Origin of the sequence: Afipia massiliensis (assembly GCF_001006325.2) — a bacterium.
Taxonomy (GTDB): Bacteria; Pseudomonadota; Alphaproteobacteria; order Rhizobiales; family Xanthobacteraceae; genus Afipia; species Afipia massiliensis_A.
The window spans coordinates 2,356,686-2,377,006 of sequence record NZ_LBIA02000001.1 but is presented as its reverse complement, the minus strand read 5'-3'; the positions used below and the strand labels follow the sequence as shown (position 1 = coordinate 2,377,006).

Sequence of the window (20,321 nt, the reverse complement as noted above, 5' to 3'; positions counted from 1 at the left end):
GCGGCGAAGAAAATGCCCTTTTCTCTCCGCACTTCGCGCCCCATATTCCGCCCATGGCGAAGAACCCCGATTCCTCGAAGAAGCCCCCCAAAACCCCGAAATCGAAAGCGCATCGTCCCGATGTGCAGCCGATCGGGCCTGCGCTGGCGGAATTGCTGAACCCCGCGATCAATCGCGGCGAAAGCGGGCTGGGCTCAGGCACCGGCTTGCAGCCGCCGCCGGACAATTCGAAGGACCGGCGCTCCGGCGGCGAGGCAGCGATCCATCGCGCCCGCGCATCGACGCCGAAGGATTTCGCTGATGGGCGCGAAGCTTCCTCCCCTCCCCCTCGCGGGGAGGGGTCGGGGGTGGGGGGAAATGCAAATTCAGAATCCGCAGCTTACCCCCCTCCCCAACCCTCCCCCGCAAGGGGGGAGGGAGAAAAAGCGCACGGGTTCGACGAAGCCCCGCAGGCCAACTATGGCACCAGCGCGCCGATTCCGACCCTCGATCCCGAACTGGCGAAGCAACTCGGCTACACCACCGAGGAAGAAGACGAAGCCGCGATGGCCCGTCCGCCCCGCAACAAGATGGAAGCGCTGGGCGTGCAGGCGACCGCCGACGCGCTGGAAGCTCTGGTGCGCGATGGCCGCCCGGAATTTCGCGGCGAAGACGGTCAGGTCAAGATTTGGGCGCCGCATCGCCCGCCCCGCCCGGAAAAATCCGAAGGCGGCGTGCGCTTCGAGCTGAAATCCGAATACGAGCCGAAGGGCGACCAGCCGACCGCGATCAAGGAACTGGTCGAGGGCATCAACCGCAACGACCGGACCCAGGTGCTGCTCGGCGTCACCGGCTCCGGCAAGACCTACACCATGGCGCAGGTGATCGAGGCGACGCAGCGCCCGGCGATCATCCTTGCGCCGAACAAGACGCTGGCGGCGCAGCTCTACGGCGAGTTCAAGAGCTTCTTCCCCGACAACGCGGTGGAGTATTTCGTCTCGTATTACGATTACTACCAGCCCGAAGCCTACGTGCCACGCACCGACACCTACATCGAAAAGGATTCCTCGATCAACGAGCAGATCGACCGCATGCGCCACTCGGCGACGCGCGCGCTGCTGGAGCGCGACGACGTCATCATCGTGGCGTCGGTGTCGTGCATCTACGGTATCGGCTCGGTCGAGACCTACACCGCGATGACCTTCGCGATGAAGAAGGGCGAGCGCGTCGACCAGCGCCAGCTCATCGCCGACCTCGTGGCGCTGCAATACAAGCGCACCTCGGCGGATTTCACCCGCGGCACCTTCCGGGTGCGCGGCGACACCATCGACATCTTCCCGGCGCATTATGAAGACCGCTCATGGCGCGTGAACATGTTCGGCGACACCATCGAAAGCATCGAGGAGTTCGATCCGCTCACCGGCCACAAGCAGGACGAACTCGAATTCATCAAGATCTACGCCAACTCGCACTATGTGACGCCGCGTCCCACCCTGATTCAGGCGATGAAGAGCATCAAGGCCGAGCTGAAATGGCGGCTTGAGCAGTTGAACGCGCAGGGCCGCCTGCTGGAAGCGCAGCGGCTCGAACAGCGTACCACCTTCGATCTCGAAATGATGGAAGCGACCGGAAGCTGCGCCGGCATCGAGAACTATTCGCGCTATCTCACCGGCCGCAAGCCGGGCGAGCCGCCGCCGACGCTGTTCGAATATGTGCCGGATAACGCGCTGGTGTTCGCGGACGAAAGCCACGTCACCGTGCCGCAGATCGGCGGCATGTTCAAAGGCGACTTCCGCCGCAAGGCGACGCTGGCGGAATACGGTTTCCGCCTGCCCTCCTGCATGGACAACCGCCCGCTGCGCTTTGAAGAGTGGGACATGATGCGTCCGCAATCGGTCGCGGTGTCGGCGACGCCGGGCGGCTGGGAATTGAACGAGAGCGGCGGCGTGTTCGTCGAGCAGGTCATCCGCCCGACCGGACTGATCGATCCGCCGGTGAACATCCGCCCCGCCCGCACCCAGGTCGACGATCTCGTCGGCGAGGTTCGCGCCACCGCGCAGGCGGGCTATCGCTCGCTGATCACCGTGCTGACCAAGCGGATGGCGGAAGACCTCACCGAATACCTGCACGAGCAGGGAATCCGCGTGCGCTACATGCACAGCGATATCGACACCATCGAGCGCATCGAGATCATCCGCGACCTGCGGCTCGGCGCGTTCGACGCGCTGGTCGGCATCAACCTGCTGCGCGAAGGTCTCGACATTCCGGAATGCGCGCTGGTCGCCATTCTCGACGCCGACAAGGAAGGTTTTCTGCGCAGCGAAACTTCGCTCATTCAAACGATCGGACGCGCCGCACGCAACGTCGACGGCAAGGTCATTCTCTATGCGGACCAGATCACCGGCTCGATGGAACGCGCCATCGCCGAGACCGATCGCCGCCGCGAGAAGCAGGTCGAATACAACACGCTGCACGGCATCACGCCGGAAAGCATCAAACGCGACATCGGCGACATTCTCGGCAGCGTCTATGAGCGCGATCACGTGCTGGTGGAAATCGGCGACGGCGGCATGGCCGACGACGCCGTGGCCATCGGGCACAATTTCGAGGCGGTGCTGAGCGATCTCGAAACCCGGATGCGCGAAGCCGCCGCCGACCTCAACTTCGAGGAAGCGGCGCGGCTGCGCGACGAGGTCAAGCGCCTGCGCGCCACCGAGCTCGCCGTGGTCGACAATCCGACCATCAAGCAGCGCGGCGTCGCGGCGAAAGCCGGCGCCTATGCCGGCAAGAAGAAGTATGGCGACGCGGCGAATCTGCCGGCGCAACTGGACAAGGCCGCGGCCCGCAACAAGTCCCGCGCGCGCAAGCCGACCCTCGACGAGATGGGACCGGGAATGGAAAGCAAAATCTTCCAGCCGACCGACTCGCGCCAGTCCGGCCCGGAATTCTCAGGCCGCTCCACCGGCGGCGCACCGGGCAAACGTGGGGGATGGAAGAAGCGGTGAGCCAGAGCCAGCCAGCTTCTCACTGGAAACCGCGTCGCTGGCCCAAGCGGCTCGCAGTTTTCATCTTGGTTATGATGGCAATTTCACTTCTTATAAGGTTTATCGACACCATCGCCCACTTAGTCGCCTCAGTCCTCCGATGAGAGATCCTGCTTCTGTGTTTCAGACAAGCTCAAATGCTTGGTTTCCATCTGCGCCGTCGATTGCAAAATCCCCTCGCCACCTGCTAGGTCATCAGCAGAATTTCTGCACGTCACCTGGGGGATTGAATAAATGGCCGACGCCGATCTCGATGCGCTCATCCGGCAGCTTGCAAAGCAGCAGAACAAGGCTCTGACGGCTGCCGTGAAGAAGCGGCGGGACCGCGCCATCGCCCTCGCCGCCAAGGCGAAGGATGCCGAGAGCAAGCAGCGTCAGCGGCAGCTTGCGAAAGACATTCTCGAGATCGGCACGGCGACGGTGAAGCGCCTGCAGATGTCCGCCGACAACGCCGCCTACAGCTATGCCCGGTCGGTTCGGCAGGCAATCGATGCCGCTGCCGCCAAGAAGGCCGTCGCATCCGCTAAACCGGCAAAAAAGACCGCGAAAAAAGCCTCCAAGAAGGAGGCTAAAAAGGCGACCAGGAAAGCCAAGGGCTGATCGTCGCCGTCGCGACCACACATCACAAATTACGCCGCCGACGTTCGTCGCCACGTTCTTGATTTACTTCTTCAGTTCGCACCGCGTCATCGCGGGCTCTCCGAGAAACCTCGGTGCGCCGGACTGGACGTCGTTGAAGTGATCATGCTGTCGCTGCGTAAGGACAGCAGTCCTTCGTCCCGTCGGGAGCTGAAAATATACTAGCACCGGAAGAAATCCTGTCCATCCCGAACATCGATGACGTCGCGAACAGACAAGACAACTTGCTCGTGTGAATTCTCTCCTCTAGACAACAAGATGTTGTAGCGAGACCGGGTGTTCCCTCTGTCGCGTTGAAGATAGTGATGCATCACGCTCAGTGCACGAACGCAATCGATGAATGTGACCTCCTCCCCCATCACCTATGACGACTTCGCCAAGGTCGACCTCCGCGTCGGACGCGTTCTTGAAGTTCAGCCGTTTCCGAAAGCCCGCAATCCGTCGTGGAAGGTGCGGGTCGATCTCGGCGAATTCGGCGAGAAATGGTCGAGCGCACAGATCACCAACTACGCGGCCGAGCAGCTTGTCGGCTCGCTGGTGGTGTGCGTCTGCAATTTTTCGCCGCGGAACATCGCGGGCTTCATGTCCGAAGTGCTGATCCTCGGCGCACCGAACGCCGATGGAAAAGTCATCCTGCTGTCGCCGCGCAAAGATGACACCGGCCGCGACATCGTCGCGCCCGGCGCGAAAGTCTACTGACGCAAATTATCCTCGTCACAACGCCGCGCGGTATGCTGCGAGCATCTACTGCGCCAACACGCGCGCGAGGTCGATGAGACTGGTGGAAATCGGTTTGGTGCGTCCCGCAATCTCGGCCAGCGGCGTGCGGGTAATTTCGCCGCGCTGCTCGCCGACCAGAACTCCCGACACGCCTTCCGCCAGCGACGTGAGCGCGGCAACACCCAGCCGTGTCGCGAGCAGCCGGTCGAAGGCCGTGGGCGGCGCACCGCGCACCACATGGCCGAGCACGGTGGCGCGCAATTCGAACCCGACCATATCCCGATCCTTCTCGAAGTGAGCCAGGATACGCGCAACATTCTCCTTGACGCCTTCGGCGATCACCACGATCGCATGGGTCTTGCCGCGGTCATAGGCCGCGCGCAGCCGCTCGGCGATTTCAAAAGCCGACACTTCCAGCTCGGGCGTTGAAATGACCTCCGCGCCTCCGGCAAGACCAGCCATCATGGCGAGATAGCCGCAGTTGCGCCCCATGGTCTCGACCAGAAACGCGCGCGTGTGCGATGAGCCCGTGGTGCGCAGATTGTCGATGGCTTCAAGCGTCACGTTGATCGCGGTATCGCAACCGATGGTGACGTCGGTGCCGAAGAGATCGTTGTCGATGGTCGAAGCGACCCCGACGACGGGAAAGCCCAGACCATGCAGCGCGGCGGAGCCGGTCTGCGATCCGTTGCCGCCGATCACCACCAGCGCGTCGATGCCGCGCGTCGCCAGATTGCGCAGCGCCTTCGAGCGGCCGCTTTCCTCGCGAAATTCCTTCGAACGCGCGCTGCCGAGAAACGTCCCGCCGATCTGGATGATGCCGCCGACGTCGCGCGCATTGAGCCGGGTCATCCGGTCATCGATCAGCCCCTGCCAGCCTTCGCGTACGCCGAACACCGCGATATCGCGATTGAGCGCGCTACGCGTGACCGCGCGGATCGCGGCGTTCATTCCGGGGGCATCGCCGCCGCTGGTCAGGATCGCAATAGCTTTCATGAGGGAACTTTAGGATGCCATTCGCTTGCCGTCCATGCGGACGGGCACTGACAAGAGCGGGGCATGACAGCTTCCCGTCAACCGGACCTGCGGTTGCTGGTGTTCTGCTTCATGTTTCCGTGGTCGCCCTGCTCATCGATGTTCTGCTTTTCATCGTCACGATGCCCCTTGGTGTCGTCAGTCGTCACCTTCGGCGCGCTGCCGGGGCCCTTGTCGCTGCGGTTGTCTTCCGGGACGGGCGGGATCGTTTTGGTCATGCAGTCCTCCAGTGTATTGGGAAGACAATGCGCCTTGCGGACAACCGTTCCCCGCAACCTTACTGTATGATGTAGTATGGTAGCGCCACTGGCTCAGGCGACACACCACGGACAAGACAATGACGGCTATGAAATCCCTATTCGGAGCCGTGCTGATCTGCGCTTTCGCGTTGACCGGTGCTGATGCCGCGAAGAAGGCGACCAAGCCTGCCGAGCCGATGGCGCAGGATACCTCGCTCAACAATCTGAAGGACGCGCCGAAGGCTCCGTCGCTGGCCTGCGAAGGGCCGTTTGCGAAAGACACCACGCACGACAAGCTGGTGGCGGCGTTCGGCGTCAAGAATGTCGCCTTCAAGGACGTCGACGTGACCAACAACGTGCTGACCAAGGCCACCGTGCTTTTCGACGGCGATCCGACCCGGCGCCTCGTTGTCTTCTGGAAGGACAGCAAGGCCCGCTCCAAGCCGTTGTCCATCACCGTCGAGGCGCCTTCCACCTGGACCGGCCCCGGCAGCGTGCGGAACGGCCTGACGCTGAAGGATCTCGAAAAGCTCAACGGTGGCGGCTTCAGCGTCACCGGCTTCGGTGGCGTCGGTGGCGGCGAGGCCTCGAAGCTCAACAGTCCGTTCGTCGATCTGCCGGGTGACTGCACCCTGAAAATCAGGTTCGAACCCGGTATCGCTAATCCGTTACCGCCCCGCTTCGCATCGGTGACGGGCGACGTGCTGATCGCGTCGACAAATCTGGTGTTGCGCCGCGTGCGTCCGCAAATCGTGCAATGGAGCATTAACTACCGGTGAAATTTTCGTCGCCGACGTCGCTCTCCGTCGTTGGGACATGCATGAACAATCATCGACACATTGGATAGACTTCGTTAAACCTCGCACCGCATGCGGCTTGATCCTCAATCGGTTCCCACCTACGGAACCGCCAGACGGGGGAGACGACGCAATGAACAATCAACAGTCCGAAAAATGTGTGCGGACTTTTATCGACTCCTATTATTCCGGTGACGTCGCGCGCATGGAGCAGTGCTGCGACGATGCTTTTGTTTCAGTCACCTATGCCCCCGTTGAAATATTTCCGCATCTCGGCCTCCAGCAGAGCAAGGCGTGGATCGCGAAGGCGATCCAGATCCAGCATGAGCGCTATTCCGACCGGCGCCATACGATCGATTTTGTGGTCGCAGATGAAACGCAGGCCGCAACATTCGTGCAGGCGACCCTGACCAAGCGCAGCGACCAGCGCGTCATCACGCTGAATGTCGGGGAATTCTTCACCCTGCGTAACGGCCGCATCCTGGAGCACCGCTCGCTGTTCGATACCTTCGATCTGGTGCAGCAATTGCTCGGGCGTGATCTGACCGGCGAATTCGCGGCCCGCCTGAAGAACGCGATGCGGCAATAGCCACGATGGTCCGCCAGAACTAACGCGCCGCCGATACACCGAGCTCACGCACCAGCCCGAACCACAGCGCGGTCAATTCGCGCGCTGCGGGATCCCTGTTCGGCTTCACGCGCACAGCGGTATGCACCAGCACGAGCTTCGAGGCGGGATCGACAAAGATGGCCTGCCCGTTGATCCCCAGCATCGCGAACATGCGGCGCTTCGCCGGCATGATCCAGGTCTGGTAGCCGTAGCCGTAGAACGGCGTCGCCACGCGCGGCGAACGAAATGATCCTTCGGGCGCGGTGGTCGCCTCGATCACCCATGCTTCCGGAATGATTCCGCCGCCGTCCCGCGCGAGCAGAAGGCCGAAGCGTGCGTAATCCCGCAGCCGTGCAGCGAGACAGCAATAGGCCAGTTCCTGATTGTGGCCGTCGACGGTCCAGCTTGCTTCGTCCTCCGCGCCCATCGGCTTCCAGATTTTCTCGGACAGATAATCCGACAGGCGCTTGCCGGTCGCGGCCATCAGCACAAGGCCGAGGGTTTCGGTCTGCGATCCGGTGTAGGCGAATTTCGTTTCAGGCGGCACCGGCCGGTTGTTGTAGCGCCGCAGGAGGATGGCGGCGCTCGGCAAATCGGAGCGGCGCAGATCCATGGCGAACTTCATGGCGTCGTCGGTGCCGTCGTATCGTTCGGAAAACTCAATACCCGCGCTCATGGTGAGCAGCGCCCGCAGCGACGTCTGGCCGTAGGCGCTGCCTTTCATCTCCGGCACGTAGTCCTGCGCCAGATCCTCGATCGAGCGGATCTTGCCCTCCTTGATGGCGATGCCGACCAGCATCGCGACCATGGTTTTCACCATCGAGTTGGAGAGCAGACGATCGGTGTCGCGGCGTCCGTACTGATAGCGCTCGAACAGGATGGTCTGGTCGCGCGCAATCAGTAGTCCCGTCGTGGGATGCCGCGCCAGATACTGGTCGAGGGTGCGGCGCTCGCCGTCGAAGTCATAATGCCAGGCGGCGCGGTCGCAATCGCGCGCCAGCGGCGATGGCGCAGCCGGCGGCGCCACAGCGTGAGCAGGTAGCAGCTTGTCGAAATTGCTGAACGTCGCGACCATGTAGTCCTGACGCCGCCGGTCGGCGATGGTGCCGAGCGGGTAATTCCGGACCGCGCCATAGGCCTCCGCATCCGGTCCTGAATGGGAGAACGACGGCCCGCACGTCTTGGCAGCGGGTGTGCCGGACACCTCCGCCTTCGCCGCTCCGGCCACAAGCAGGACGCAGACACATGCCGCCGCGCGCAGCCGATTGAGAGCGGATGACCATGTCATCGGCGATTCGTTCCTGAAAAGCGCTTGGTCAACTTATGACTTCGAGGATGGCGCGGGACCGTATCGCGTTCAAGCCGCTCCCGGCCATGAACCTGTCGGCCTTGCCGCCCGACGAACCGGTGTCCGGGACGCAACCCGGATCACGAGGGACATGATGAAGACAATCGTTTTGGCAGCTCTGGGGACCGTCGTCGGCCTCGTTCTGGGAGTCGCGCTGGGCATCCTGGCGGGAATCGCATGGGTCAGCATTTTTCAGACCACGGATTTCGAAGGCTACAGCGCGATGCTGGTGTTCTTCACCTTCGCGCCCATCGGCGCCGTTCTCGGCGGGCTGATCGGCGCCATCTGGGCCGCTTATACCGCCGCACGCGCCCGCATCCGCATGGAAAGCGACGCCTGACGCGTTTCAGCCCCTTCAGAGCTGCTGCCGTTTTGTGCCACCGCACGTTCTGATTGAACTTTGAGCGCCTAACCCGCGTTTCGCACATTTGTGCAATGCAATATCGTGCGTTGTCATCCGGGCTAAATTTGATACTTCCGATGTCATCAATTGGAATTCCAGCATCCTGGCCCGGCGTCATCGGCGACGCCACATGGGCCGTTTGCTGCTTGGTTAAGTGACATTTCAGGACCTCAAAATGACAGAGCACAGCCTCTGGCGTTTTTCTCGCGCGTTTCATCGTGCGCTGAACGAGCGTCAGACCGATCACCTCGAATCGATCCTCGACGAGAACGTCGATTGGGCGATCTACGGCCCGATCGACATGTTCGCCTTTCTTGGCCCCCGCCACGGCAAGCGCGCCGTGATCGATGTCGTTCGCGAAATCTCCGACATCGTCAGCCTTCATCGTTTCGACCGGGAATCGATCATGCTGGGCGAGGATTCGGCAGCGTCGCTGATGCGTTATTCGCTAACGCCGGCCGCCTCGGGCAATCCGATCAGCGTCCGGATCGCCATCTTCGCGACGTTCAAGGCCGGTCGACTGACCAACCTTCGCGCCATCATCGACACGTTCGATCTGGTCGAGCAGGCGCTGGGCCGTCAGATTCATCTGCCGAAAATCGCGTAATCAAATCCCGGCATCCTTCGGCGAACGCAAGCGGCCCCGATGCGGGGCCGTTTTTTTATGTGCAGCATCACATAAGGTTCATTCACCTGAGCCCACCGAGTCACAATTGCGACAAACACGATTGAGACACCGTCGCTGCGGCTGGCGGCGATGGCGTCGAAAGACGATATTAACCTGCCTGATGACTTGATGGCTCCCGATCAGCCATAACGACCCGCGAAAATGCCGGACGCAATGCAATGACGCCGCGAATGCCGCTCTCCCCGCCATCACGATGCTTGACGACGATCGCGCTGGCGTTCGCCTGCGGCCTTTGTGTTGCCGATGTCGCGCGAGCGGAAGACGGCGATGCACCTGAAGCGGTTGAAGCCGCCGAGACCGCCACGCCGGAATTCATCGAGCCTGCGGACATCGACTGGAGCATCCTCAATACCGATCCCACATCGGTTTATGAATCGCCTTCCGCGATCGATCGCAAGACGGCTGCTGCATTGGACGCCCCCTGGTCATGGAGCCGCAACGACAAAGAGGACGGCTCGTCCGCGGTCACGATCAAGCAACCGATCACGCCATTCTGGGACACCCGCGTCGGCGCCGACCTGAACGTCACGACCCAGATGCCGTTGACCTCGTCGGCAGTCCTCGCGGAAAAAATCGCGCACAACAATCAGATTTCGCAATCGTCGGGCAGCGCATGGGCCGCGATGACCGCGCCCGGTCTCGGCTCGATCTGGGACAAGACCGCCATCGAGGCGCGCACAGATCCCGCGCAAGAACAGAGCAAGCTCGCCACGTCACTCAGCAAATCCCTGCCGTTCGGCGGCGATCGATACTCGCTTACGCTTCAGAACGGCTACAATGTCACGCAACAGACGCTGGTGCCGGTGTTCGGCCTCGGCGCGTCGTCGCGGATTTATGAAGTCGATCAGTCCGCCCGGCTCGGCATCGTTGAAACCGGCACCAGCTTCATCGCGGGCCAGACCCATTCGACCGCCGACGACAAATGGCTGCGCCGGATCGGCGCTGAACAGAAACTGTTCGGCGGCGTCACTGTCACGGGATCGGTCAGCGAGACGTCCGAAGGGTTCGCCAACCGCAGCCTGAGCGCGGGCTTCAAGACCCGCTGGTAGGTTCCGCTTAACCGGATGGCTACCATCCCGGCCTTTCCCGGTTTGTCCACTGTATGAATCGGTCTTCGCCGCATCCCTGCCGCGTTTCGGTCACGATCGGCTGGACTGATGTACCTCTATTCGTCGTGCGGGGGACCTCCGCGCTCGCTCAACCTGCGAAACAAGGAACAGCCGATGAACGCCATTCAGGCAGAAAAGTCCGAAATCAGTGATGAGGACAAGAACCTCGCCGCCGTCAGCGATGTTGAAGCCGGAATTCGCGATTTCGTCCGCAAGGACGTCGCCTATCTTCGCCGCAACCCGACAGCAGCAACACCAGCCACCGACGCACCGGCAGACACGTCCGCCGAAGCCGCGGTCAGCAGCGTCAACACGCTGATCCATCGCGTCGCAGGTGCGTCGCTCGGGGAAATCGAAAACCTGATCACCGAGTTGGAAGGACTGCGCACGCTGATGCACAACGAAGGCCAGCGCATTCAGCGCGAACTGGCCGGTTATGCCCAGCTCGGCCAGACCGCGATGAAGTCGACCCGCATGATCGCCGACAATCTGGCGCAGTGGAAGCGCACCGCTCCCGAACCGCGCCAGGACTAAATAAGGACCGAACTCTGTTTGTTCGGGCGTGATCTTTCGGGATCACGCCTTCTGAAACAAGCAATCTCCCTGAGGCTTGTCGCCGCCCTCTCCATGACACGAGCGGGCGGCGCTTTTTCTTTATCGCATGGCTGCGAGGTTCAAGCGGCGGGCCGCCTCGGCGCGAACACCGAACCCATGAACGAGAACGCCAGTTCGCCGCGCTGATTGACGCCGGTGTTGTAGAAGCCGACGAAGCCGAATTGCGGACGCGATTCCAGCGGCCGCATCGAGGTAACCTCCGACGCGTAGGTCAGCGTGTCGCCGGCGAGCACCGGCTTGATCCATTTCAGTTCGCGAAACCCCGGCGACGGACCTGACGCCACCGGCTTCTCGCCGCGCGCGATCAACGCTGCCGCCTCGCGCTGAAAACTCGCGACCGTCAGCTTCATGTAGACCGCAGCGACATGCCATCCCGACGCGGCGAGACCGCCGAACACCGACTTGCGGCCCGCTTCCTCGTCAAGATGAAACGGCTGCGGATCGAACTTCGTGGCGAAGGCCTTGATGTTCTCCGGCGTAAACGTGAACGATCCCAGTTCGCGGCGATCGCCGATCTTGATGTCGTCGAAATACGGCATTGCGGCGCGCCTCTCACATCGCTTCCACGGCGTGTCGCCGCAGGACCATAATCTTAATCGTGCTGAACATGAGAACCTGCCCGGATGCGTTTCGCATCTCTTGCTTGAGATGGACAAATCCGATGTCCGGCATGCTTTTCGATTCTCGCGTGTCGAGCACCTCGACATCAAGCATGAGATCGTCTCCCGGCCGCAGCGGCGAGACCCATTTGACTTCCTCGACACCCGGGGCGCCCATCGAAGCGATCCCGCTGATGAAACCGTCCCACGCCATGCGCATCCAGAGTGCGCACATGTGCCAGCCCGAGCCCGACAGACCTTTCAAAATGGTGCGGCTGGCCGCCTCCTCGTCGAGGTGCATCGGCTGCGGATCGAACTCGGTGGCGAATTCAATAATATCTTCGCGGGACACATGATGCGGGCCGAACGTACCGAGGTGACCGGGCTTAAAGTCTTCGAATGCGCGTTTCATCATTTCAATCACGTTGTGGATAGGCGCAGTTTGGCCGTTATTTGCAGACACCTCAAGTGAGGCGTTTCGCCGTCGCCTTCCGTCCTTTTCGGCGATATGCGACAACCCTTACCATCCGGAGCGATTCAGTCGGCCGCTGATTCGCTCAATCGCCTGACGGCTCCGGGCAACCCGTTCGCCTGCCGTCATCCATCTTTGCGGTTTATCTGGAGACAAACCCATGTTTCAGTTTCAGGATCTCTTCCAGTGGGACAGGTTCATCACGCCCGCCATCATCAAGGCGTTCTACTGGCTGGTCATCGCGCTGGTGATCCTGTTCGGCATCTCAGGCGTGTTCTCCGCGCTGACCATGATGGCGATCAGCCCGTTCGGCGGCTTCGTGCTGCTGCTGGCTGCGCTCGCAGGGATCGTCGTCGGAATCATTCTCTCGCGCATCAGCGCCGAACTGATCCTGATCGTGTTCCGGATCAACGAGCATCTCGGCGCGATCCGCGATCAGGGCCGCGACCGCGAGGGGCAGGTTTAATCTCTCTCTGGTCATCCCGGCGCAGGCCGGGACGACCAGAGAGATCACGCTTCTGGCAAATTACGTATTGAACCGGAAATGCATCACGTCGCCATCGGCGACAACGTATTCCTTGCCTTCCAGCCGCAGCTTGCCGGTGTCGCGCGCGCCGGCTTCGCCGCCGTTCGCGATGTAGTCGTCATAGGCGATGGTTTCGGCGCGGATGAAGCCCTTCTCGAAATCGGTATGGATCACGCCCGCCGCCGCAGGCGCCTTGGTGCCCTTGGTGATGGTCCAGGCGCGGGCTTCCTTGGGACCGACCGTGAAATACGTGATGAGATGAAGCAGCTCGTAACCGGCACGGATCAGGCGATCGAGACCGGCTTCTTCCAGCCCGAGCGTATCGAGGAAATCGACGCGCTCCTCGCGTGACAGCGTCGCGATCTCGGATTCGATCTTGGCCGAAATCGCCACCGCGACCGCGCCCTCTGTCTTGGCGTGCTCGAACACCGCTTGCGAAAATGCGTTGCCGGTGGCGGCAGCGCCTTCCTCGACGTTGCAGACATACAGCACCGGCTTCGACGTCAGCAGGCCGAGCATGCGGAACGCGCGCTCTTCTTCCGCCTTGCGTTCGAGGAAACGCGCCGGCTTGCCCTCGCGCAGCAGCTTCAGCGCGCGATCGACCAGTTCGAGTTGCTCCTTGGCGTCCTTGTCGTTGCCCTTGGCTTTCTTGGACAGATTGTCGACGCGCTTTTCGAGACTGTCGAGGTCGGCCAGCATCAATTCGGTTTCGATGGTCTCGATGTCGGCCAGCGGCGCGATCTTGCCTTCGACATGGGTGATGTCGGAATCTTCAAAACAGCGCACCACATGCGCCACCGCATCGACTTCGCGGATGGTGGCGAGGAACTGGTTGCCGAGGCCTTCGCCCTTGGAGGCGCCGCGCACGAGACCCGCGATGTCCACGAACGTCAGCTGCGTCGGGATGATCTGCTGCGACTTCGCAATCGCCGACAGCTTGTCGAGCCGCGGATCGGGCACCGCCACCGCACCGACATTCGGCTCAATGGTGCAGAACGGATAGTTCGCTGCCTGCGCCGCCGCCGTTTCCGTCAGCGCGTTGAACAGTGTGGACTTGCCGACATTGGGCAGTCCGACGATGCCGCATTTGAAACCCATAACCTGCCCTGAATTTTCCGGACGATGCGCGAACTAGCCGCCGTCGTCCTTCGATGTGAATCCTTTTGCATCCATCGCAAGATGCACTTTGTTTGCAAACGACGCGTCCTGCCCGGTGACGATAAACGCCGCGTTGTCGGCAACCGCTTCGCACAGCGCGCTGACCCAAGGCATTTCGCTTTTGGCGAAATCGGACAAGACGTGCTGATGCACCAGATCCCTGACGCCGGGATGCCCGACGCCGAGCCGCACGCGACGATAGTCATTGCCGACATGTGCGGAGATCGAGCGCAACCCGTTATGCCCCGCGATACCGCCGCCGATCTTGACCCGCAGCTTCGCGGGCGGCAGCTCAATCTCGTCGTGAAACACCGTGATGTCGCCGACGCCCATCTTGAAGAACTTCGTTGCTTCGCCGACCGCGTTGCCCGACTCGTTCATATAAGTCGCCGGCTTCAGCAGAATGACTCGCCCGGAGCCGAGATGGCCTTCGGAGGTCTCGCCCTGAAAGCGACGGCGCCACGGACCAAATCCGTGACGCCGCGCGATCTCGTCGACAGCCATGAACCCGATATTGTGCCGGTTGCCCTGATACTTCGTGCCGGGATTGCCCAGTCCGACGAACAGGCGCATGGCGCGGGTTCTCTTGGTTTACGTCTGGCCGCTTACTTCTTCTTGTCGCCAGCGGGCTTCGCCGCAGCAGCGGCAGGAGCCTTGCCGCCAGCCGCAGGCGCCTTGGCAGCGCCGGCCGCAGGAGCAGCACCGGCCGCAGGAGCCGCACCAGCCGCAGGAGCTGCGCCACCGGCAGCAGCCGCAGCAGCAGCCTTGAGCTCTTCGTTGTAGCCCGACGGCGGAACGATGGTGACCAGCGTTGCGTCATCGCGCGTCAACAGCTTCACATTGGCGGGCAACTTGATGTCGGTGATGTGCAGCGAGCCGGAGATGTCCAGCTTGCCAACGTCGGCTTCGAGGTACTGCGGGATGTTGTCCGCGGGGACTTCGAGTTCAATGTTGTGGGTCACGATGTTGACCGTGCCGCCGCGCTTCACGCCCGGCGCGGTTTCCGCATTCAGAACGTGCAGCGGAACGCTGACGCGGATCTTGGCGCCTTCGCCGAGACGCAGGAAATCCACATGCAGCGGGAAGTCGCGCACCGGATCGAGGCTGAAGTCGCGCGGAATCACGCGGTGCTTCTTGCCGTCGAGTTCGATGTCATGGACCGTGGTGAGAAAACGTCCGGCATTGATGCGCAGACGCAGTTCCGCGTCGTCGAGCGAGATCGTGAGCGGGGGCTGGTTGTTGCCATAGATCACTGCCGGGATACGGCCAGCGCGACGTTCAGCCCGAGCGGCCCCCTTGCCGGCCTTCGGACGAGCGGTCGCCTTCAATTCCTTGACGGTCGCCATTGTTCAGTTCCTTGAGTCTTGAAAAGTGAAGGGCCGCAAAGCGGCCCGGTTTCACGCCGCGACAAGCCTCCAGGGGTGCGGGGGCCGCGGACGTGGCGGGTTCTTAGCCCCAAACCGCCGGAAAGACAAGGAAATGAGGGGGTTCGATCTCCGATTTTGGACCTTAAAAGCCCCAAAAAACGTCTCCTGACAGCCAATCTGACCCTGCGCCGCCACGCCCCGTTAAGGATACCTGTTAAGGGTCGGGAATCGGTTTTTCGCTACATCTATGGAGTACATAACCACCGAACGCCCCGCAGAGGACGGACATGGCCGCTTTGGCAAAACTCCCGGCTTTGGCAGATATGCCGCAATCCACGCGGCGTCTGCTGCTCGCATCGGATTGCGAAGACCAGAGCGAGGAGCTCGCGCGCATTCTGAGAAACGCGGGCAGCGTGGAAGCAATTTCGATTTTCGATCTGCCCGATCAGCCCGCCAGCGATTTTGCCGGCGTTGTCATCGACATTGATCTCACCTCGGCCACGGCGGTGCAGCGCGTCCGCAGCAAGCTGACCGGCAAGTCCTATCTGCCGCTACCCCGGCTGTTCGTGCTGGCCGACGCGTTGCATCACGGATCGGCGCAGGCCTGGGCGCTCGGTGCGACCGACACGATCCAGCGGCCGTTCCATCCCGAAAGCATCCTGCACCGGATTCGCCAGGTGTTTCCGGAAACGCCGGAAGACGAGCACACCACCGACGCCCGCATCCTGAGCAACGGCGTCACTGCAGCGCTGGTCGTGATGTCGAAGATCTTCCGCCGGCTCCCCGCCGGAATGCCGTTCTCGCTCGACGACGTGATGCAGGCGGAGACGCAGATTCTGCGCGCCCTGAAGCGCTGCTCGCTGCGGCAATGGCTGATCGCCGTGAACAAGCATCACAACAAGAGCTATCGCCACACCCTCCACGTCACCGGCTATGCCGTCGCCTTCGCTCACCATCTCGGCATGCGCGAGGACGACCAGCGCCGCCTGACCCGCGCCGCTTTGCTTCACGATGTCGGCAAGGCGTTCGTGCCGCTGCCGATCCTCGACAAGCGCAGCGAACTAACGGATGACGAAAGCACCATCCTCGCCCAGCATACGCGGCTCGGATACAATGCACTGAAGGAACAGCGCGGCTTTCCCGGCGAGGTGCTCGACGTCGTGCTGCATCATCACGAGATGCTCGACGGCACCGGCTATCCTGACGGGCTTCAGGGACAACAGATCAGCGACATCGTCCGCATCATGACGCTGGTGGATACTTACGCCAGCCTGCTCGAGCCCGACGCCAGCACAGCGGCGATGACGCCGGAACAGGCCTTCGGCATCATGGAACTGATGGGCGACAAGCTCGACAACGCATTGCGCCAGGCCTTTCGCCCGGTCGCGCTGGGGACGTAGGGCTCCGCCACGCTGTTGATTTCAGCCGCGGGACGCGATTAGATGCACTTGCAACTAATTGAGACCGTCGGCCGGCACGTATCGGCCGCGCAGGGAGAACGTCCATGCCGATCGATACGCCGTTGACCCGCCGCTCGTTCATGACAGCCACCGCCGCGCTCGGCGCGAATTTGGCTGCCCCCGCAGGTCTGACCGTGCCCGCCTGGGCGCAGGCGGCCTATCCGGCGCGACCGGTTCGTCTCATCGTTCCTTATGCCGCCGGCGGCGGCACCGATTTCTTCGCACGGCTGGTGGCGACCTCGATGAGCGCAACGCTCGGCCAGCAGATCGTGGTGGAAAACCGCCCCGGCGCCGGAACACAGATCGGCGCCGAAGCCGCCGCCAAGGCCGAGCCCGACGGCTACACCTTCCTGCTCGGCGACACCTCGACCTATGCGTCGAACAGAAGCCTGTATCAAAAGCTGCCTTACGATCCGCAGAAGGACTTCGCGCCGATCTCGCTGACCGGACGCTTCGCCATCGTGCTGCTGGTGAATACCGACAAGCTCAATGTCGGCTCGGTGCAGGCGTTGATCGATGCCGCGAAGAAAGCGCCCGGCTCCATCGACTATGCCAGCGCCGGCGTCGGCTCGCCGTTTCATCTGGCGGCTGAACTGTTCGCGCAGTCATCCGGCATCAAGCTCAACCACGTGCCTTATAAAGGCGCGGGACCGGCGCTGCAGGATCTCGCGGGCGGCCAGATCGGCATGATGTTCGTCGATTTCGCCACCGCGCGTTCGCAGCTCAACCTGAAATCGATCAAGGCCATTGCGGTGTGCTCGCCCGGCGAGTTTTATGGATTGCCCGGCGTGCCGGCCGTCGCCGCCACGGTGCCGGGCTTCGAGGCATGGGCATGGCAGGGATTTTCCGCGCCGGCGAAAGTCTCGCCCGACATCATCGCGAAGCTGCGCGAGGCTTATCTCAAGGCGGTCAACGACCCCGCGAACAAGCAGAAGCTGATCGATGCCGGGATCGACCCGCTGCAAAGCACGCCGCAGGAAATGGCGGCCTATGTCGCGTCGGAAACGGCGAAATGGGAGAAGGTCATCAAGACCGCGGGCATCAAGCTGGATTGATCCAATTCGAAAATCTGCAATCGCGGCGCATCATCCGATGCGCTCAGGTTTCTTTTGCGGTTGAAGCATCCCGAAGCTCAGTCAAGCCGCGAACAAACATCTCGACAGCGAAGACATAGCTCTTTTGATATTCCATCGGGCGAGCCACCGGAGCCGACATTTCGTTGAGCACGAATCCACGGACAAGGCTCTTGAGGATACGGATCGCATGCCTGGCCGTCGTGCCGCTGATGCCTGCGTCACCAAAAACATGCAGCACGACCTGAGCCAGTTGCCCTGCCGCTTTCTGGGACTCGGAGTTATCGACATCCGGATCGCGAAATGACGCGACTGCCAATCCGGGACTGCCGAGAGCAAAGCTGCGCATCGCATGCGCCATCGCCCGAACCGCATCCAGATGCGTTTTTCCTTCGACAGCCTTTTCAATCTGCCGTTGCAGTCCCTGGTAGCCTGCGATGGCCAGGGCCTGCTTCATCTGCGGAATCGTATCCACCTTGCCGAAGAAGGCCTCCATTTCCGAAACCAGATCGGCGGCAATCTTCTTGTCCCACCGTGATGCGGGCGCTCTTATGACGTGCTCAACCTCGGAGATATTTGTGCGGTTAAATGGAGCCACGGCTCACCTCGCAACGTCAGCGCGCGTCAAGCTACTCCCACGCAATCAAAGTCGTGATTCTGAGAACAGATTAGTCAACGTCTGTGGCGCAAACTCGAAGCTTTTCGATTCAAATGGTCGGCTTTGCGCGGGAGCAGACTGTTGCGCTCCTGCAATTGCGGGGGCACGGCACGAAGGGCCTAACCGGTCGTCCCCGCGAAGGCGGGGACCCATAACCACCGCACTCTCTTTTTTGCGAAAGCTGGAAACTTGTTCGCTGCACATCACACTTAGGAAATATGGGTCCCCGCCTTCGCGGGGACGACCCGGTGATGGATCGCGGATCACTTGCTTTCGTCACTCTCTCGGTAGACGGAAGAACCTCACGTCTCCGCGACGGGTCCTAGTTTCTTCTCCAGCGCGGCGATGCGCGTCTTCAGCGCCTCGTTCTCCTCGCGCGCCAGACGGGCCATATCCTTCACCGCCTCAAATTCCTCGCGCTTGACGAGATCGAGGTCGCTCAGGATGCGCTCGGCCTGGCTGCGGACGACGGTTTCCACCTCGCGCTTCACGCCCGAAGCGGCGCCCGCGGCGTCATTCATCAGGCGCGCGATCTCGTCGAAAAAACGGTTGCTGGTCTGGGTCATCATGAAACTCCGAGGGGCCGATTACCGCGTCTGGTGGAGTGGATTTGACATTCGCTATCCAACTAACCACACGCCAGCGAAGCGAATGTCAAATCCAAAACTCCACCAGAGACTTATATTTGCTAGTGGTCCTTTGTTTCTAACATTCGCAAGAATGTCTGCTGAAACCGGGTGCGAATGTTAGAAACGGACCACTAGCTTGCCCAGACAATGGTGATGGCGTTGCCGGGACGCAAGATGTAAACATCCGGATCGTAAACGCATATTCCTGTCGCAAACCGGTGCCAATTTTGCGCCCGACGCGCCGAGGCTTTCGACAAGGCTTCGAACAGACATGCGCCCCCGCCGGAAACAGCCCCACTCATGATGCTGACCATCGCGTTCCCCGTTTTCGATCCCGTAGCCATCGCCATCGGGCCGATCGCGATCCGCTGGTACGCGCTGGCCTATATCGGCGGCATCGTGCTGGGCTGGCTCTATGCCCGCAAGATCATCCGCAGCGAGCGGCTGTGGGGCGGCAAGGCGCCGTTCACGGTGGTGGATTTCGACGACTTCATCCTGTGGGTGACGCTCGGCATTATTCTCGGCGGCCGCGCCGGCTATGTGCTGTTCTACAATTTCGGTTTCTTCGCGCAGCATCCCACCGAGATCTTCAAGCTGTGGACCGGCGGGATGTCGTTCCACGGCGGCTTCATGGGCTGCGTCATCGCGGTGCTGCTGTTCGGCTGGAAGCGCAAGATCCCGGTGCTGTCGCTCGGCGACGTCACCTGCGCGGTCGGCCCGATCGGCCTGCTGCTGGGCCGCCTGGCGAATTTCATCAACAGCGAGTTGTGGGGCCGCACCGCGGACGCGAGCGTGCCGTGGCGGATGGTATTCCCCAACGGCGGGCCGCTGCCGCGTCACCCGAGCCAGCTTTATGAAGCAGGCCTCGAAGGCGTGGCGCTCTTTATCGTTCTGGCGCTGCTGATCCGGGGTGGCGCGCTCAAGCGGCCCGGCCTGATCATCGGCGCGTTCGCCGCGCTCTATGGCGTGGCGCGCATCATCAGCGAGTTTTTCCGCGAGCCCGATCCGCAACTGGGATTTCTCTGGGGCGGATTGACGATGGGGATGATCCTGTCGGTTCCGATGATCATTGCCGGCCTCGCCTTCATCGCGGCCGCATGGCGGCGGGGACCGCGAACGGCGGATGCAAAGCCAAGCAAGGCATAATAACGTA

The 20,321-nt window shown here is 61.9% G+C and carries 23 protein-coding genes; 13 read left to right on the top strand and 10 right to left on the bottom strand.

The annotated features are described in order from the left end of the window. Positions 1–53 precede the first annotated feature (53 nt). From uvrB to YH63_RS11340, 3 genes are all read left to right on the top strand, one after another. The gene (uvrB, locus tag YH63_RS11350) at positions 54–2,984 is read left to right on the top strand and encodes an excinuclease ABC subunit UvrB (protein ID WP_083992579.1); all 2,931 of its coding nucleotides are present in this window, start codon (positions 54–56) and stop codon (positions 2,982–2,984) included. A gap of 273 nt (positions 2,985–3,257) precedes the next feature. Further along, the gene (locus YH63_RS11345) at positions 3,258–3,623 is read left to right on the top strand and encodes a hypothetical protein (protein WP_046827512.1); all 366 of its coding nucleotides are present in this window, start codon (positions 3,258–3,260) and stop codon (positions 3,621–3,623) included. A 375-nt stretch (positions 3,624–3,998) separates the two neighbouring features. Continuing rightward, the gene (locus YH63_RS11340) at positions 3,999–4,361 is read left to right on the top strand and encodes a tRNA-binding protein (RefSeq protein WP_046827513.1); all 363 of its coding nucleotides are present in this window, start codon (positions 3,999–4,001) and stop codon (positions 4,359–4,361) included. 45 nt (positions 4,362–4,406) lie between these two features. On the opposite strand, the gene YH63_RS11335 is transcribed toward YH63_RS11340, so the two are convergent. Both YH63_RS11335 and YH63_RS11330 read right to left on the bottom strand, forming a co-directional pair. Then, a complete protein-coding gene (locus YH63_RS11335) occupies positions 4,407–5,378 on the bottom strand; it encodes an ATP-dependent 6-phosphofructokinase (protein WP_046827514.1) in 972 nt (323 codons plus the stop codon). Positions 5,379–5,455: 77 nt separating this feature from the next. Next, positions 5,456–5,635 (bottom strand): hypothetical protein, encoded by a 180-nt coding sequence (locus YH63_RS11330; RefSeq protein ID WP_046827515.1) that lies wholly within the window; start codon positions 5,633–5,635, stop codon positions 5,456–5,458. A 119-nt stretch (positions 5,636–5,754) separates the two neighbouring features. Between YH63_RS11330 and YH63_RS11325 the strand changes: the two genes are divergently transcribed. Together YH63_RS11325 and YH63_RS11320 are read left to right on the top strand one after the other, a co-directional pair. Further along, complete coding sequence (locus YH63_RS11325; RefSeq protein WP_046827516.1) at positions 5,755–6,435, top strand: hypothetical protein; 681 nt, start codon at positions 5,755–5,757, stop codon at positions 6,433–6,435. Positions 6,436–6,586: 151 nt separating this feature from the next. Beyond that, entirely contained in the window at positions 6,587–7,042 is a 456-nt protein-coding gene (locus tag YH63_RS11320) for a nuclear transport factor 2 family protein (protein ID WP_046827517.1), read from the top strand. A gap of 19 nt (positions 7,043–7,061) precedes the next feature. Here the strand turns inward: YH63_RS11320 and YH63_RS11315 are convergent, their stop codons facing one another. Then, positions 7,062–8,351 carry a serine hydrolase domain-containing protein gene (locus YH63_RS11315; protein ID WP_046827518.1) on the bottom strand — a complete coding sequence of 430 codons (1,290 nt, stop codon included), beginning with the start codon at positions 8,349–8,351 and terminating at the stop codon, positions 7,062–7,064. Between the two features lie 154 nt (positions 8,352–8,505). On the opposite strand from YH63_RS11315, the gene YH63_RS11310 reads away from it, so the two are divergent. From YH63_RS11310 to YH63_RS11295, 4 genes are all read left to right on the top strand, one after another. Continuing rightward, positions 8,506–8,751, top strand: coding sequence for a hypothetical protein (locus YH63_RS11310; protein ID WP_046829581.1), 246 nt, complete (start codon positions 8,506–8,508; stop codon positions 8,749–8,751). 238 nt (positions 8,752–8,989) lie between these two features. Beyond that, positions 8,990–9,421: a nuclear transport factor 2 family protein gene (locus YH63_RS11305; protein WP_046827519.1), complete on the top strand. Its 432-nt coding sequence runs from the start codon at positions 8,990–8,992 to the stop codon at positions 9,419–9,421. A gap of 278 nt (positions 9,422–9,699) precedes the next feature. Further along, positions 9,700–10,551: a hypothetical protein gene (locus tag YH63_RS11300; protein ID WP_246658043.1), complete on the top strand. Its 852-nt coding sequence runs from the start codon at positions 9,700–9,702 to the stop codon at positions 10,549–10,551. A gap of 174 nt (positions 10,552–10,725) precedes the next feature. Next, positions 10,726–11,145, top strand: a complete 420-nt coding sequence (locus YH63_RS11295; RefSeq protein WP_046829582.1) for a hypothetical protein — start codon at positions 10,726–10,728, stop codon at positions 11,143–11,145. Positions 11,146–11,285: 140 nt separating this feature from the next. On the opposite strand, the gene YH63_RS11290 is transcribed toward YH63_RS11295, so the two are convergent. Beyond that, entirely contained in the window at positions 11,286–11,765 is a 480-nt protein-coding gene (locus tag YH63_RS11290) for a MaoC family dehydratase (protein ID WP_046827521.1), read from the bottom strand. A gap of 13 nt (positions 11,766–11,778) precedes the next feature. Then, the gene (locus YH63_RS11285; RefSeq protein ID WP_046829583.1) at positions 11,779–12,237 is read right to left on the bottom strand and encodes a MaoC family dehydratase; all 459 of its coding nucleotides are present in this window, start codon (positions 12,235–12,237) and stop codon (positions 11,779–11,781) included. 220 nt (positions 12,238–12,457) lie between these two features. Between YH63_RS11285 and YH63_RS11280 the strand changes: the two genes are divergently transcribed. Next, on the top strand, positions 12,458–12,763 hold the full coding sequence (locus tag YH63_RS11280) for a DUF4282 domain-containing protein (RefSeq protein WP_046827522.1): 306 nt from the start codon (positions 12,458–12,460) through the stop codon (positions 12,761–12,763). Between the two features lie 60 nt (positions 12,764–12,823). Here YH63_RS11280 and ychF read toward each other — a convergent pair whose 3' ends face one another. Genes ychF through YH63_RS11265 form a run of 3 tightly spaced genes read right to left on the bottom strand, consistent with a single transcriptional unit; the run spans position 12,824 to position 15,327 of the window. Continuing rightward, positions 12,824–13,921: a redox-regulated ATPase YchF gene (gene ychF / locus YH63_RS11275; protein WP_046827523.1), complete on the bottom strand. Its 1,098-nt coding sequence runs from the start codon at positions 13,919–13,921 to the stop codon at positions 12,824–12,826. Between the two features lie 33 nt (positions 13,922–13,954). Next, complete coding sequence (gene pth / locus YH63_RS11270) at positions 13,955–14,554, bottom strand: aminoacyl-tRNA hydrolase (RefSeq protein WP_046827524.1); 600 nt, start codon at positions 14,552–14,554, stop codon at positions 13,955–13,957. A gap of 32 nt (positions 14,555–14,586) precedes the next feature. Next, positions 14,587–15,327 (bottom strand): 50S ribosomal protein L25/general stress protein Ctc, encoded by a 741-nt coding sequence (locus YH63_RS11265; RefSeq protein ID WP_046827525.1) that lies wholly within the window; start codon positions 15,325–15,327, stop codon positions 14,587–14,589. A 308-nt stretch (positions 15,328–15,635) separates the two neighbouring features. Between YH63_RS11265 and YH63_RS11260 the strand changes: the two genes are divergently transcribed. Both YH63_RS11260 and YH63_RS11255 read left to right on the top strand, forming a co-directional pair. Then, complete coding sequence (locus YH63_RS11260; protein WP_046827526.1) at positions 15,636–16,748, top strand: HD domain-containing phosphohydrolase; 1,113 nt, start codon at positions 15,636–15,638, stop codon at positions 16,746–16,748. Between the two features lie 104 nt (positions 16,749–16,852). After that, positions 16,853–17,863 carry a Bug family tripartite tricarboxylate transporter substrate binding protein gene (locus tag YH63_RS11255; protein WP_046827527.1) on the top strand — a complete coding sequence of 337 codons (1,011 nt, stop codon included), beginning with the start codon at positions 16,853–16,855 and terminating at the stop codon, positions 17,861–17,863. Positions 17,864–17,906: 43 nt separating this feature from the next. Here YH63_RS11255 and YH63_RS11250 read toward each other — a convergent pair whose 3' ends face one another. Together YH63_RS11250 and YH63_RS11245 are read right to left on the bottom strand one after the other, a co-directional pair. Continuing rightward, positions 17,907–18,479, bottom strand: a complete 573-nt coding sequence (locus YH63_RS11250; RefSeq protein WP_046827528.1) for a TetR-like C-terminal domain-containing protein — start codon at positions 18,477–18,479, stop codon at positions 17,907–17,909. Between the two features lie 362 nt (positions 18,480–18,841). Further along, positions 18,842–19,105, bottom strand: coding sequence for an accessory factor UbiK family protein (locus YH63_RS11245; protein WP_046829584.1), 264 nt, complete (start codon positions 19,103–19,105; stop codon positions 18,842–18,844). A 363-nt stretch (positions 19,106–19,468) separates the two neighbouring features. Here YH63_RS11245 and lgt point away from each other — a divergent pair, with 363 nt between their 5' ends. Then, on the top strand, positions 19,469–20,314 hold the full coding sequence (gene lgt, locus YH63_RS11240) for a prolipoprotein diacylglyceryl transferase (RefSeq protein WP_046827529.1): 846 nt from the start codon (positions 19,469–19,471) through the stop codon (positions 20,312–20,314). The last annotated feature ends 7 nt before the right edge of the window (positions 20,315–20,321 follow it).

Excerpts from the sequence above, each read along its gene's own strand:
- uvrB (WP_083992579.1), top strand. The coding sequence starts at position 54 with ATGGCGAAGAACCCCGATTCCTCGAAGAAGCCCCCCAAAACCCCGAAA.
- YH63_RS11345 (WP_046827512.1), top strand. The coding sequence starts at position 3,258 with ATGGCCGACGCCGATCTCGATGCGCTCATCCGGCAGCTTGCAAAGCAG.
- YH63_RS11340 (WP_046827513.1), top strand. The coding sequence starts at position 3,999 with ATGAATGTGACCTCCTCCCCCATCACCTATGACGACTTCGCCAAGGTC.
- YH63_RS11335 (WP_046827514.1), bottom strand. The coding sequence starts at position 5,378 with ATGAAAGCTATTGCGATCCTGACCAGCGGCGGCGATGCCCCCGGAATG.
- YH63_RS11330 (WP_046827515.1), bottom strand. The coding sequence starts at position 5,635 with ATGACCAAAACGATCCCGCCCGTCCCGGAAGACAACCGCAGCGACAAG.
- YH63_RS11325 (WP_046827516.1), top strand. The coding sequence starts at position 5,755 with ATGACGGCTATGAAATCCCTATTCGGAGCCGTGCTGATCTGCGCTTTC.
- YH63_RS11320 (WP_046827517.1), top strand. The coding sequence starts at position 6,587 with ATGAACAATCAACAGTCCGAAAAATGTGTGCGGACTTTTATCGACTCC.
- YH63_RS11315 (WP_046827518.1), bottom strand. The coding sequence starts at position 8,351 with ATGACATGGTCATCCGCTCTCAATCGGCTGCGCGCGGCGGCATGTGTC.
- YH63_RS11310 (WP_046829581.1), top strand. The coding sequence starts at position 8,506 with ATGAAGACAATCGTTTTGGCAGCTCTGGGGACCGTCGTCGGCCTCGTT.
- YH63_RS11305 (WP_046827519.1), top strand. The coding sequence starts at position 8,990 with ATGACAGAGCACAGCCTCTGGCGTTTTTCTCGCGCGTTTCATCGTGCG.
- YH63_RS11295 (WP_046829582.1), top strand. The coding sequence starts at position 10,726 with ATGAACGCCATTCAGGCAGAAAAGTCCGAAATCAGTGATGAGGACAAG.
- YH63_RS11290 (WP_046827521.1), bottom strand. The coding sequence starts at position 11,765 with ATGCCGTATTTCGACGACATCAAGATCGGCGATCGCCGCGAACTGGGA.
- YH63_RS11285 (WP_046829583.1), bottom strand. The coding sequence starts at position 12,237 with ATGAAACGCGCATTCGAAGACTTTAAGCCCGGTCACCTCGGTACGTTC.
- YH63_RS11280 (WP_046827522.1), top strand. The coding sequence starts at position 12,458 with ATGTTTCAGTTTCAGGATCTCTTCCAGTGGGACAGGTTCATCACGCCC.
- ychF (WP_046827523.1), bottom strand. The coding sequence starts at position 13,921 with ATGGGTTTCAAATGCGGCATCGTCGGACTGCCCAATGTCGGCAAGTCC.
- pth (WP_046827524.1), bottom strand. The coding sequence starts at position 14,554 with ATGCGCCTGTTCGTCGGACTGGGCAATCCCGGCACGAAGTATCAGGGC.
- YH63_RS11265 (WP_046827525.1), bottom strand. The coding sequence starts at position 15,327 with ATGGCGACCGTCAAGGAATTGAAGGCGACCGCTCGTCCGAAGGCCGGC.
- YH63_RS11260 (WP_046827526.1), top strand. The coding sequence starts at position 15,636 with ATGGCCGCTTTGGCAAAACTCCCGGCTTTGGCAGATATGCCGCAATCC.
- YH63_RS11255 (WP_046827527.1), top strand. The coding sequence starts at position 16,853 with ATGCCGATCGATACGCCGTTGACCCGCCGCTCGTTCATGACAGCCACC.
- YH63_RS11245 (WP_046829584.1), bottom strand. The coding sequence starts at position 19,105 with ATGACCCAGACCAGCAACCGTTTTTTCGACGAGATCGCGCGCCTGATG.
- lgt (WP_046827529.1), top strand. The coding sequence starts at position 19,469 with ATGATGCTGACCATCGCGTTCCCCGTTTTCGATCCCGTAGCCATCGCC.